Genomic DNA, 13123 nt, shown 5'->3' with positions numbered 1-13123 from the left:
AGATATCAAACGCTGGATGTAAACGAATAAGGAGGAATCAAACATGAAACGATACCTAACATGTGGAATCAATGAACAAATTCCAATCAACATTCAACTCTTCTGTTGGCAGTGCTATGATGCAGCTAAAGTAACAGGGAAATATGACTACCTACAGGTGTTTGAATTGAAGATATTAGATGAGCAGACCCAACAGGTTGAACATAGACAGGAGGTACCTGAATACAAACAAATCTATCATTTGAAGTCAACGAATCCAATTGATCAAAAAATCTTCATCATAGATGAAGGCGAATATGCCACGATGTTGTTAGCAGAAGAATATTAATTCAAAAAAGACATAGCCTATCTTATTTAATTTAGAATTTCATTAATGAATTTAAATCATTTATTCATTAATAAAATTCCATTAAAACAATAGGTCGATGTCTTTTTTTCCCCGCGCTCCCTATATGATTCAAAACGGAGGGGAATCAAAAGGGAGAATCCAAACGAAGTGAAATCAATAAAAAACTAACTAAATTCCCTATTTCCCTTTCAAAATAAAAAATAAATAAAAGATTTAATCAAATTAAATTCAATGAATAAAAATAAGATAGATATTCAAAAAACAGAGGGAAATAGGGAAAGTCCTTCACAAAGTCAGTCAAATCAAGGAAAAACCACTCCCTTATCTAAAGGGAGACTCAAAAGATGAGGCGGGAGAAGGGAGAGGGCGTATAGGATGTCAGGGTCAAAGATAAATCATAACCATTCAAATTAGACCCTATTTAGGAATATTTTTTCAGTCGTACTTTTTGATTCCTAAGCGTCCGTATGATAGTGATCAAAAGATAGGATAGTTTATTAAAAGGGCAATTAGGGCATATCATACGAAAAAAGTATTTCAAATTCATGATGAAATTTATTAGTTTTAAAAAGTTTATCATGAATCAATGGCCCTAAGCGCCCTGTCAGCTGAAATGAGTCGGAATGTCATAGAAATCATCTGGTTATGAAGAAGAAAGAAGGAAGGATTTAGGAAACGGTGGTTAAAAGCATGATAAAAGCAGTCAGTTATAGTCGATTTAGTAGTCATAATCAACGAACCGAATCAATAGATGCACAGCAGCGAGCCATTTACAAGTACATTGCGGAGAATCAATATACCCCTGTTGGAGATTACGTGGATGAAGCCCTTACTGGGACGAATACCCAACGCCCAGGATTCCAAAGTATGTTAGACGATGCTCAAAAAGGATTATTTGATGTCGTCATAGTGCATAAGATGGATAGGCTCTCCCGAGATGTTTATGATGCTTTGGACGTGCAAAGAAAATTAGCACTATATGGAGTGCGAATAGAATCTGTTATTGAACGATTTGAAGAGACCCCTGAAGGGCAATTACAAAAGGTCATTCAGTTAGGAGTTGGTCAGTACTATAGTCAAAACTTAGCCCGAGAAGTCGTAAAAGGTTTAAAAGAAAACGCTTATAAAACAATGCATAATGGAGGAATCCCACCCTATGGATTTGATGTGGACTCTGAAACAAAGAAGTATGTCATCAATGAAGATGAAGCAAGTGGGATTAGAATTATGTTTGAAAAAATTATTCAAGGATGGAGTTATCGTGAACTGGCAGAGTATCTGAATTTATTGGGATATCGAACTAAAATCGGAAATAAATTTAGTGCCACTTCATCTTTTTATGATATACTTACTAATCCAAAATATAAGGGTGAATACGTCTTTAATAGAAGTGTATCGAAGCCGAAACAAATCGGTATGAAACGCAGTCATCGGAAGAATAAGAATGAGGAAGAAATCATTCGTATACCTAACGGAGTTCCTGCGATTGTGGATGAAGAAACCTTTGAATTAGTTCAAAAGTTATTGAAACAACGACGTCGATCTAAAGGACAACATAAGGCAAAAGAAGTTTACCTATTAACTGGGCTAGTTGAATGTGCTGAATGTGGGTCCGCCTATCATGGGAGTAGTCGAATAGGTGGAAGAAACAAAAGTAAATACGTGTCATATCGTTGTAGTAAAAGAAAGAAATTAGAAAATCCTTGTAAGTGTAAAGAAATTAATAAAAGTTTATTAGATGAATTTGTAGTGAATCAACTTTATAAAACTTTACTCAATCCGATTAATCTACAACAACTGCATGAAGAAATAAATGTAAAGTTGAAACAGAAATACGAGGATATGGATCAGGATTTACCCCAATTACAGAAACAATTAGATGAAGTGAATCAAAAGATTTCAAATCTTGTTCAAGCGATTGCGCTGGGAGGATTAAGTAGCCTAGATACCATCACCCAGGAAATCCAACGATTAGAACATGATAAAGTTAAGCTAACAGAGCTAGTCCAAGAAAACCAAGTCAAGAAAGAATCATTAACTTTAACATTGGATCAACTGAAACAAGTGTTAGATGAATCAAAGGAATACATGTTATCCAAGCATGATGATATGGTGAAATATATTCTATCACGCTTTATTCATAAAATAATTGTAGGAAATGAGACCGTCATAGTTCATTACAACTATGGCGGTTTTTATTATGACTTTAAAAGTATTGTTTTGCTTGAATCGGTTACTTATCAAAGAGAAGAGATATACGAGTCTTCCTCGTGGAAAGAGGTGAGTTAGATGAAGAATCGCTTGGAAGATTATCGAGAGATTTACCGAGAAATGATAGAAATAATTGGGGAAGAGATGACTCAGAAAATCTATCACTACTATAAAGGACAACAAATCACGTTTCCAGTTAGAATGTATTCCAAGGAATACATCATTCAGTATTTATCAAATCATTACAATGGTCAAAATCTAAGACAGTTATCAAGAGAATTAGGTTATTCTGAACGATGGATTAGACAATTAGTGAAACGATATGAGATTGGAAGAAAAGAAGATCAATAGATTAGAACTAAAAAAAGATTAATCTCAATGTAGTAGATCCTACTAGACTCAGATTAATCTTTTTCTTTGTATTCATTTTCCTGTAACAGTTGCGGACGTGTATTTCATGGTGGAGATGGGGCGTACCGGTTAGTATCCACGTCCCGTCATTATGTATAGGTACATATTTTATGGTAAAATGAATTATAACAATAAGAAGAGGTGAGAGTGTGGTAAATTTTTATGAGATAAAGCAACTAATTGCTAGAGTATTCGGGGTTAGAAGTATAGAAGATAATGATGAGGATATTATTGTAGAGCTTTCTAATAGTAGAGTATCAGGAGGAGAAGAACAGCAAGGAAGTTATTCGTTTATCATATCTAATGTAGAATTACAGGAGCTATACACTAAGGTTTCTGAAATGCAGGGTGATAATTTGAGATTATCTACAGACTATAGTTACGAGGTGGCGATTGACCTTAATTATCCAATAAGTAGAGATCAGGAGTTTCCTATCCTTTCTACAGATAGTACTAATGGTATTCAGTATGAATTAGGTTATCCAACTATCGAATATTGCTTATATTTAATTATGCAGATTAAATATAAGATGAATCAACAGCAAGGACAAAATAGTAGGATGATGCCTCTACGACTAAGGGGATCCATTGATAGATATTTAAATTCAGATAACAATTTATCTTTATCAGATCTATTACCGCGAATAATTGGGGAATATTCATTAAAAATTAAGAGCACGAATGAAAAACCTAAATCATTAAAGAATTTTATAGGTTTGAAAGCTTCATTTGAATTTGAATTTATGTATAAAACAGGAATTTCACTTACTGAGTATTCAGATATTACTGATATGTTTAATATAGGAAGATATATAGGTGGAAGACGGAGAGATATAGCTTCTACGAATGTCGTCCCACTAAGAAAATATAATATTGATGTAGTCGATTATTATAAACAGGCGATTGAAGATGGCGTGGAGGTCATGGGTTATACGACGTGGGGATGCATCGATTTAGTGAGTGCCTCAACGGCTGAACTTAAAAAACGTTATGGTTTTATTTATGTGGACCGTCAACAAGACGGAAGTGGAACATTAAATCGCTACAAAAAGAAATCATTTAATTGGTATAAAGAAGTGATTGCGACAAACGGGGAATCACTGGTTGAATAAAAAGGGTAGTGCCTCTTTTCGGGGGACTGCTTTTCAGGTATAATTGAAATATAACAACATTAAACGCACATTAAGGGAGGGAGACAGCGGTGATCATCAAGAAAATTTTTAATAATAATGTGTTATTAGCAGAAAATGCCCAGCAACTTGAAATGATTTTACTTGGGAAGGGGATTGCCTTTCAAAAGAAAGCAGGCGATGCGGTTGAAGAAAGTAAGATTGATAAAAAGTTTGTGATTGATTCGGATGATTCAAAGGCAAAATTTATTGAGTTACTGCGTGAAGTGCCACTGAATCACTTAGAGTTAACCACGAAAATTATTGTCGCCGCTGAATCAGAACTTGGCACTACGTTTAATGATAGTATTTATATTGGGTTAACCGACCACATTAATTACGCCTTGTTTCGTTATAAGCAAGGACTTCAGTTATCGAACGCGTTAATGTGGGAAGTCAAAAAGTTTTATCCTAAAGAATTTAAAGCAGCAATGAATGCGTTAAAGACGATTGAATATTATGAAGGGATTTCGTTTACAGAAGATGAAGCGGGCTTTATTGCGCTTCACTTTGTGAATGCCATTCAAGATGATGAAGGAATGAAATTGACGGTTCAATCCACAGAAGTCATTCAACAGATTTTAAACATTGTGAAGTTTCACTATTGTATCGAACTCGATGAATCATCACTCAATTACAATCGCTTCGTGACACATATTCGCTATTTTATCCGTCGCTTACTCAGTCATGAGGTGTGCCATCATCAAGATGATGAATTCTTATTTTTACAGGTGAAGGAAAAATACCCACAAGCTTATGAGTGTGCCTGCAAGGTGCAAAAGTATTTAGAAAGCAAGTTTTGTACGGAACTAACTCACGAAGAGATGCTTTATTTTATGCTACATATCAATCGGGTGGCGGAACGAGAAAAGCAGGGAAAGTCGTAGAGTTAAGGATAGTATGAGGTCGAAGGAACTAACTATTTTGTCCTGCATAAAAATATTAAGAAAATGTATAAAAACAATGTAAGCGTTGAATAGATGTAACCGTTATAGTAAAATGATTTTTAGGAAAAGGAAAAACCAAAGAGTAAGAAAAACCTAATTAATCACAAAGTTCACTGTTTAAGGCGAAGCAGTTGAAGCGAGATGTGTTTAGTTAGGTTTTTTTTGATGTGAGTAAATTTGGTTAATGAAAGAGGGATTAGTGATAGTTTTTTGATACCTTACTTAGTCCAAATGACTCCATTGGTTAAAAGTTATATGATAATAGTTTTCATAAACTGAAATGAAGTAAATAGGATAAAAAAGTAAAAAGATAAATGTGTCAACGTTTGTAATGTTTAGATAGGTGTAAAAAACGTTGTTAATTGGTTTTATTATGGAAAATAATATGATATACTTTTGAAGAATGTGTAAAAAAATGTATGAAATTGTCAAAATTAGATGGTTGACAATGTTTTAATGGTTGAAAGGGAGTTGAATATGGAGAATACGGAGTATGAAATTGATTTAAGAGAAATTTTTGGGATGCTCAAAAAACGTTGGCTTATGATTGTGAGTATGACAACAGTGGCAGTGATTGCAGCGGTAGTCGTTAGTTTTTTTATCTTATCACCAGTTTATGAGTCCTCATCAACGTTATTAGTTAGTTATAAGCAGAATCAGGATACGGTGATGACTTATAATGACCTGACGATGAGTCAAAAACTTGTGAATACATACAGTGAAATTATTAAAAGTCGAAGTATCTCTGAAGAGGTGTTAAAGAAGTTAGACTTAGATTTAACGACAGATCAATTATCAGAAAAAATCTCGGTTTCTAAAGTTAGCGATACCGAGATTATTCGTATTAAAGTTCAGGATGAGGATCCGGCGTTGGCGGCCTTAATTGCGAATACGGTATCAGAAGTCTTTAAAAAAGAAGTGAAAAGTATTATGACGGTGGACAATGTGTCGACAATTGATACAGCGATTGCACCAGAAAATCCAGTAAAACCTAATAAAATGATGAATGTGGCGATTGCCGGTGTATTAGGCGTGATGGTGAGTGTTGGACTAGTTTTTGTCCTTGAGTTTTTAGATCGAACAGTTAAAACACCAACAGATGTTGAGCGTCATTTAGGACTACCAATTATCGGAGCGATTCCAGATATGGAATTAGCTAAGACAGGGAAATAGGGGGACAGAGGATGAATACAGATTTAATTACTTTACATAATCCGAAGTCACCGATCGCTGAAGCGTATCGTACACTTCGCACAAATATTCAATTTTCAAATGTAGATGGAGAGTTAAAGATTCTTTGTGTGACGAGCTCAGGTCCAGGTGAAGGAAAAACCACAACGTCAATCAATTTAGCGGAAACCTTTGCGCAGGCAGGGAAACGTGTTCTAATTATTGATGGAGATTTACGTCGTCCACGAGTCCATAAGGTCTTTAAAGTAAGTAATAATAAAGGACTAACTAATGTGTTAGCCGGACAGTATAGTATTGATGATGTGACACACATTATAGGAACAGATGTGATTGTCATGACAAGTGGACCAATTCCACCGAACCCTTCTGAATTATTGGGGTCACAGAAGATGAAGGATTTAGTGGAGCAATTAAAACAACGATATGACGTCATTATTATAGACGCACCTCCTGTTGGAATTGTCACTGACGCAGCGATTTTATCAACTATTGTAGATGGGACCATTTTAGTTATCGCTTCAGGGAAAACAGAGATTGAAGGGGCAAAAAGAGCAAAACAATTATTAGAAAATGTCGGCGCACGGATCTTAGGTGTTGTTATGACCATGATCCCGGTTAGTAAAAAGGGATATTACGGATACCAGTATTATAGTTATGAAGAGCAGGTAGAAGTACCTAAAAAACGTCGTCGATAACTGGTTTTCTAGTTAAGTGTTAAAACTCCTTTTTAATTTATAATTGGTGTTTAAAGTTAGTTTGATTTATCTCATTTTAATGATCATTCGAATTCATTAAAATGAGATAACAATATTTTTTCAGTGCCAATATGATGATTTAGAAAGTTGAGAACGATTACTTAAGAGGATATCTATTAATTAGAAAAAAATTCTATTAGAAAGCCTTTCATGAGTGTAGAGGTGAGAGAATAAATGAATAAGTTTAATTGCGTGGGACATTTGACGGAGGTAAAAGGAGAATATTCGATTGAGATAGAAAAAAAGGCATCGAAAAACTATTCTTTTATCAAACGTGTGATGGATATAATATTATCGATTATTGGTTTACTGATAGGGATTCCACTGATTATAATATTTTCGATTTTAATTTATTTTGAATCCCCAGGAAATGTGATTTTTAAACAGGAACGTGTTGGCAAAGGTGGACAGATTTTTACATTATATAAATTACGTTCAATGTGTTTAGATGCAGAGAAAAATGGTCAACATTGGGCTCAAAAAAATGATCCTAGAGTTTTAAAAATAGGTAAGTTTATCAGAAAAACTAGAATAGATGAAATACCACAGCTAATTAATATACTCAAAGGAGAGATGAGTATTGTGGGTCCACGTCCTGAGGTGCTAAAGTTTACTGTTGAATTTAATGCTCAATACCCAGGATTCATTAATCGACTCCAAGTTAATCCCGGATTAACTGGATTAGCTCAGGTATCAGGTGGATATGATATAGGTCCTGGTGAAAAATTAAAAAAAGATTTAGAATATATACAACAACAAAGTCTATGGTTAGATATAAAAATAATTTTAAAAACAATTAAGGTGATTATTACGGGAGATGGAGCGAGATAGTAGAGAAGATATTTAAAGGATGAGGGATAAATGAGTGAAATTGTATCAATTATTACTGCCACTTATAATGCGGAAAGATTTATTGAATTGACAATTCAATCGGTCTTAAAACAAACGTATGAAAATTTTGAAATGATAATTATTGATGATTATTCCACTGATCATACTTGTGATATTGTACAACGATATATGAAGTTAGATAAGAGAATTAAACTTTATAAACTTGACCAGAATAGTGGTGCTGCAGTTGCAAGGAATTATGGAATAAATAAAGCGATTGGACGATATATAGCTTTTTTAGACAGCGATGATTTATGGGATCGTCAAAAGTTAGAGAAACAAATAAACTATATGAAAAATCATTCTATAGGATTTTCTTTTACTGCCTATAGATTAATATCTGAGGCAGGCGAAGAATTAAATAAAGTTGTGGATGTTCCAACGCAAATTACTTATAAAGATTTATTGGGCAATACAATTATTGGTTGTCTGACGGTAGTAATTGATAGAGAGATAATTGGTGGGGTTAATATGCCATTATTAAGAGCTGGCCAGGATACTGCAACCTGGTTATCTATACTAAAAAAAGGATATATCGCATATGGATACAATGAAGTTTTAGCATCATATAGGATCGTTAAAGGCTCGATATCTAGCAATAAATTTAAAGCGTTAAAAAGAACTTGGAATATCTATAGAAATGTAGAAAAAATGAGTTTTTTGAAGAGTGCGATGTATTTCATTAGGTATGTTAAGAACGCAATAATTAAAAGAATGTAGGGAGTAATGTAAATGAAAATAACAGTCGTAGGAATTGGCTATGTGGGATTATCTAATGCCATTTTATTAGCTCAGCATAATGCTGTAATAGCATTAGATGTTAGTCAACAAAAAGTAAATCTGATTAATAATAAAAAATCTCCAATTGTTGATAAAGAAGTCGATTATTTTTTAGAAAATAAAAAATTGAATTTAATGGCAACTACCGATGAAGTCAAAGCATATAGTCAGGCGGATTATGTTATTATTTCTACACCAACAGATTATGATCCTAACTTAAACTCGTTTAATACTGATACTGTGGAAAGTGTTATTGAGAGAATTTTATCAATTAATCCGAATGCAGTTATGATAATAAAATCAACGGTACCAGTAGGATACACGGCCAAAGTTCGAACGCTGTTTAAAACAGATAATATTATTTTCTCACCAGAGTTTTTACGTGAAGGAAAGGCTTTATATGATAATTTATATCCATCACGTATTATTGTTGGAGAGCAATCAGAACGTGCACAAAAATTTGCGCAATTATTACTACAAGGAGCGATTAAAGAGGATATTCCAGTTCTATTTACCCATTCAACGGAAGCAGAGGCAGTAAAATTATTTTCAAATACCTATCTAGCTCTTCGTGTGGCTTATTTTAATGAGTTAGATACATATGCAGAAATTCGCGGTCTTGATACAAAGCAAATCATTGAAGGTGTTGGACTAGATCCACGTATAGGAAACCATTATAATAACCCATCATTTGGATATGGAGGTTATTGCTTACCGAAAGATACGAAACAACTTCGTTCCAATTATGAAGATGTTCCAAATGATATTATTGAAGCAATTGTTGAAGCAAATCAGACGCGTAAGGACCATATTGCTGATATGATTTTAAAACGTCACCCTAAAATAGTTGGTATTTATCGATTAACAATGAAAACTGATTCTGATAATTTTCGTGCCTCTTCAATTCAAGGAATTATGGAACGCCTGAAAAGTAACGGAATCGAAGTGGTTATTTATGAACCAACCTTAATCGAAAAAAAATTCTTAGACTACCGTATTATTCAAGATTTAGAGGAGTTTAAATACCTAAGTGATTTAATTGTGGCTAATCGTGCGTCTAATGTATTATCTGATGTAAAAGAGAAGGTTTATACCCGAGATATCTTTAATCGAGATTAAGAATAAAAGCTATAGGGTTAATGATTTAAACTAGTTCTTGATAAAAAATACCATGAGAGCCATGAAATAGAGCGATAATTTATTTTTAAAAGTTATTGTTTAACTGAAGACTTGTGGCATTTTTAAAAGACTAAAATTAAAGATTCTGATAATTCGTATAACAGGAATGGTGACGGAAATTTATGAAACTTGAAGTTTTGCTTTCGTGTATGAATCAAGATGATTTAACAATGGTTGAACTACAAAAAATAAAATCGAATGTATTAATAATTAATCAGACAAATAAGAATTCTTATTTAGAAGAATTGAGTGATGATCAAACTATTAGAATGATTTCAACTAATTCAATTGGATTATCAAAGAGCAGAAATTTAGCTCTGGCGCATGCGACTGGTGATATAGGTATTCTATGTGATGACGATGTAATTTATTATAATGATTATGAAAAAATAATTTTAAATGCATTTAGTGAAATAGAGGACGCAGATATTATTATTTTTAATATTGACCCTATAAACTTTGACGGAAAAGTAAAAAAGATAACTCAATTAAGAAAATTACCGAAAAATAAATATCATAGTTCGGTAAGAATTGCATTTAAATTAGAAGCTTTACAACGAAATCAACTTTGGTTTAATACTGATTTTGGAGCAGGTAGTAAATACTCATCTGGTGAAGAATCAATTCTTCTGAGACAAGCTCAAAAAAGAGGTTTGAAAATATATGAGTATCCAGCTACAATTGCCCAGGTTGATTTTTCTGATTCGACATGGAGAGAAGGATACAATAAAAAATATTATTATGATAAAGGGGCATTTACTGCAGCAGCGTATCCAAAAATAAAATATATATATTTTATTTATTATGTTATATCTTTACATAAAGAGAAAGAGTTATCAAATTTTCAAAAAATTAAATGGCTATTACGAGGTATAAAAGGATATAAACTAAATCTTAATTATGCTAGTTTTATTAAATATCAGTAATTTTCATTTTGTTATCATCGAAAATGGAGTGATAATATGAATCCTAAATTATCAGTTTTTATGCCTGTATATAACGCACAAGAATATCTAAAAGAGGCAATAGATAGTATATTAAATCAAACATATAAAAACTTTGAATTTATCATTATCGATGATGGTTCAACTGATGAAAGTTTATCTATTATTAAAAATTATTCGGATCAACGAATTAAATTATACAGTAACGATGTAAATAAAGGTTTACCTTATACGAGAAATTTAGGATTGAGTTACTGTAGTGGCGAATATATTGCTTTAATGGATGCAGATGATATTGCTCACCGAGAACGATTTGAGAAACAGATTGAATTTTTAAATCATTATCCTGAGTATGGTGTGGTTGGAAGTGATACAACTATCATTGTGGACAATAAAATTAGATCAAGAGTTCATAAGTATGGTAGCTATTCAGATGTTTCTGTAGGACTAATCTGTAACAATACTTTATCTAACTCAACGGCAATGTTTAGAAGAGCAATTGTGGAACAGTATCATATTTATTATCGAAAGGAATGTTTTGTTGCACAAGATTATGCTTTTTGGGTAGATTTATCAAAATATTCAAAAATTGCTAAAATACATCAGCCTTTATTAAATTATAGAACAGGACATGAAAATATAAGTAAAAAATCGAAAATAAATAAAGTAACAGAAAGAAAACAAATATTGGATCAAATCAGAATAAGAGCATTAGAGAATTTAAGTATTTCTTTAGAAAAAAAAGATAAAGAATTATTTAATGAAATTTTTTCTGAAAATGTTCAGGATTTTAAGCTTGAGAATATAGAAAAATATATCAGTTTGTTGAATCATATGATAGAAATAGGAAAAGAAAGGAATATAGAATGCCTTGAGTATACTATAAAAAAAGCTTTTCTAATAAAAGTTACTAAAATCAATGATTACTTAAAAAATAAAATTAAATTATTTAAATGGTGTTTAAAAAATCAAAGAAGTACAATAAAGTATGAATTCTTATTAAGAATTTTATTTTTCTCTTGTATTAGAAGAAATTAAATTTCTAGTGAGAAGTACTTAATATTAATATAAGAGGGTATTAAAATAATGAATAATTCTTTAAATAAATATATGATCATGCTAAGTGTTATTCCTATTTTAGGACTTTCAGCAGATCGATATCCTATTTTGAATATACTCAATTTAATGCTTTTGTTTTATTATGGGATTAATGGATATTTATTTTTAATAAAAGATACCAAATACATACAACGAGGATATAATGGTTGGTTTATATTTTTATTATTTTTATATGTTTTTATTATATTTTGTAGTTGTTTAATTAATCAAAATTTATCTGTGGGTGTGGTTTATACAAATATTTTCTATGTAGGATTATATCTGTATTATTATAAGTGTTTTGATAATTTTAGGGAGTTTATATTATATTTTACAAGAGGATTAATGATTTTTTTATGTATTAATTTAATATTATGCATTATTAAAGAGCATTCAAGCTATATTTATTCATCACAGCGATTAGCATTTAGAGGACTCTTTGGTAATAGAAACACCATACCCTTAATTACGATTCCAACCATGTTACTAATTACTATTAAATCCGATTATCTTCAGGAAAAGTTTAACATTTTTGATTTACTACAATTATTTGTATGTTATTACTTAATTATTATGAGTAAAAGCAGTACCGGATTAGTAATCGGAACTATTGCTTTAGGATATATTTTCTTTAAAAAATATTTAATTAGAGTATCTTTTCTTTGGAAAATGCTTGTCTATTTAACTCTATTTTTCTCATTAGTTATATTCAAAATACACGAAACAATATTATCAAATTTCATTACAATGATACTTAAAAAAAATATCTCTTTAACTGGAAGAACATTTATATGGGATTATTCTCTTCAAAGTTTAGTAAAATCTCCATTTATTGGATTTGGGAGCAAACAAAACTTAATCATGAATAATTTTGGTGTAACAGAAGCACATAACGGATTTATAGAGATATTAATGGCAACTGGTTTAACAGGATTAATGATTATATTATTAATTTTATGGTTAGTAAGAAAAAAATTAGATCAATGTCATTTTATTTTAGCAAATATAATCGGGACCTCAATTTTTATTTACTTATTAAATGTGTTAACTGAAAGTGGATTAACTTTTCATAAATTTGGATTTTGGTTATTTGTTATTATGTCTATAAATATTGAAAAAATAAAAAAAACAGTTTACTGAGAGTATGGATAGGTTACAATTAATTAGACAGTTTTTTTAAGGTCATGTAGAATTATAA

Annotated in this window: 12 protein-coding genes and 1 pseudogene; all 13 read left to right on the top strand. The window is 31.6% G+C overall.

What is annotated here, in order from left to right:
- Positions 1-43: 43 nt before the first annotated feature.
- The 13 genes and pseudogenes from QWC74_RS10470 to QWC74_RS10410 all read left to right on the top strand — a co-directional run bounded on the left by QWC74_RS10470 (position 44) and on the right by QWC74_RS10410 (position 13065).
- Positions 44-328 carry a DUF960 family protein gene (locus QWC74_RS10470; protein ID WP_006784118.1) on the top strand — a complete coding sequence of 95 codons (285 nt, stop codon included), beginning with the start codon at positions 44-46 and terminating at the stop codon, positions 326-328.
- A 711-nt stretch (positions 329-1039) separates the two neighbouring features.
- Positions 1040-2638: a recombinase family protein gene (locus tag QWC74_RS10465; RefSeq protein WP_288994017.1), complete on the top strand. Its 1599-nt coding sequence runs from the start codon at positions 1040-1042 to the stop codon at positions 2636-2638.
- Entirely contained in the window at positions 2639-2911 is a 273-nt protein-coding gene (locus tag QWC74_RS10460; RefSeq protein ID WP_006784116.1) for a Mor transcription activator family protein, read from the top strand.
- Positions 2912-3852: 941 nt separating this feature from the next.
- Positions 3853-4083 (top strand): annotated as a pseudogene (locus tag QWC74_RS14880) (family 1 glycosylhydrolase); the annotation flags it as partial.
- An 89-nt stretch (positions 4084-4172) separates the two neighbouring features.
- Entirely contained in the window at positions 4173-5027 is an 855-nt protein-coding gene (licT, locus tag QWC74_RS10450) for a BglG family transcription antiterminator LicT (protein ID WP_262957408.1), read from the top strand.
- Positions 5028-5564: 537 nt separating this feature from the next.
- Positions 5565-6260, top strand: coding sequence for a YveK family protein (locus tag QWC74_RS10445; protein ID WP_155223107.1), 696 nt, complete (start codon positions 5565-5567; stop codon positions 6258-6260).
- Positions 6261-6271: 11 nt separating this feature from the next.
- Positions 6272-6973: a CpsD/CapB family tyrosine-protein kinase gene (locus QWC74_RS10440; RefSeq protein ID WP_155223106.1), complete on the top strand. Its 702-nt coding sequence runs from the start codon at positions 6272-6274 to the stop codon at positions 6971-6973.
- 234 nt (positions 6974-7207) lie between these two features.
- Positions 7208-7864, top strand: coding sequence for a sugar transferase (locus QWC74_RS10435; protein WP_155223105.1), 657 nt, complete (start codon positions 7208-7210; stop codon positions 7862-7864).
- Between the two features lie 30 nt (positions 7865-7894).
- Positions 7895-8644 (top strand): glycosyltransferase family 2 protein, encoded by a 750-nt coding sequence (locus QWC74_RS10430; RefSeq protein ID WP_155223104.1) that lies wholly within the window; start codon positions 7895-7897, stop codon positions 8642-8644.
- Between the two features lie 12 nt (positions 8645-8656).
- Entirely contained in the window at positions 8657-9823 is a 1167-nt protein-coding gene (locus QWC74_RS10425) for a nucleotide sugar dehydrogenase (protein ID WP_155223103.1), read from the top strand.
- Positions 9824-10005: 182 nt separating this feature from the next.
- Positions 10006-10809, top strand: a complete 804-nt coding sequence (locus tag QWC74_RS10420) for a glycosyltransferase (RefSeq protein ID WP_155223102.1) — start codon at positions 10006-10008, stop codon at positions 10807-10809.
- 36 nt (positions 10810-10845) lie between these two features.
- Positions 10846-11865, top strand: coding sequence for a glycosyltransferase (locus QWC74_RS10415; protein ID WP_155223101.1), 1020 nt, complete (start codon positions 10846-10848; stop codon positions 11863-11865).
- A 48-nt stretch (positions 11866-11913) separates the two neighbouring features.
- On the top strand, positions 11914-13065 hold the full coding sequence (locus QWC74_RS10410) for an O-antigen ligase (RefSeq protein WP_155223100.1): 1152 nt from the start codon (positions 11914-11916) through the stop codon (positions 13063-13065).
- The last annotated feature ends 58 nt before the right edge of the window (positions 13066-13123 follow it).

The sequence above is a fragment of the uncultured Turicibacter sp. genome, assembly GCF_938044715.1.
Lineage (GTDB): Bacteria > Bacillota_I > Bacilli_A > MOL361 > Turicibacteraceae > Turicibacter > Turicibacter sanguinis.
Note: the sequence above shows the minus strand (reverse complement) of the source record. Positions and strands in the feature narration are given on the sequence as shown.

Excerpts from the sequence above, each read along its gene's own strand:
- QWC74_RS10470 (WP_006784118.1), top strand. The coding sequence starts at position 44 with ATGAAACGATACCTAACATGTGGAATCAATGAACAAATTCCAATCAAC.
- QWC74_RS10465 (WP_288994017.1), top strand. The coding sequence starts at position 1,040 with ATGATAAAAGCAGTCAGTTATAGTCGATTTAGTAGTCATAATCAACGA.
- QWC74_RS10460 (WP_006784116.1), top strand. The coding sequence starts at position 2,639 with ATGAAGAATCGCTTGGAAGATTATCGAGAGATTTACCGAGAAATGATA.
- QWC74_RS10445 (WP_155223107.1), top strand. The coding sequence starts at position 5,565 with ATGGAGAATACGGAGTATGAAATTGATTTAAGAGAAATTTTTGGGATG.
- QWC74_RS10440 (WP_155223106.1), top strand. The coding sequence starts at position 6,272 with ATGAATACAGATTTAATTACTTTACATAATCCGAAGTCACCGATCGCT.
- QWC74_RS10435 (WP_155223105.1), top strand. The coding sequence starts at position 7,208 with ATGAATAAGTTTAATTGCGTGGGACATTTGACGGAGGTAAAAGGAGAA.
- QWC74_RS10430 (WP_155223104.1), top strand. The coding sequence starts at position 7,895 with ATGAGTGAAATTGTATCAATTATTACTGCCACTTATAATGCGGAAAGA.
- QWC74_RS10425 (WP_155223103.1), top strand. The coding sequence starts at position 8,657 with ATGAAAATAACAGTCGTAGGAATTGGCTATGTGGGATTATCTAATGCC.
- QWC74_RS10420 (WP_155223102.1), top strand. The coding sequence starts at position 10,006 with ATGAAACTTGAAGTTTTGCTTTCGTGTATGAATCAAGATGATTTAACA.
- QWC74_RS10415 (WP_155223101.1), top strand. The coding sequence starts at position 10,846 with ATGAATCCTAAATTATCAGTTTTTATGCCTGTATATAACGCACAAGAA.
- QWC74_RS10410 (WP_155223100.1), top strand. The coding sequence starts at position 11,914 with ATGAATAATTCTTTAAATAAATATATGATCATGCTAAGTGTTATTCCT.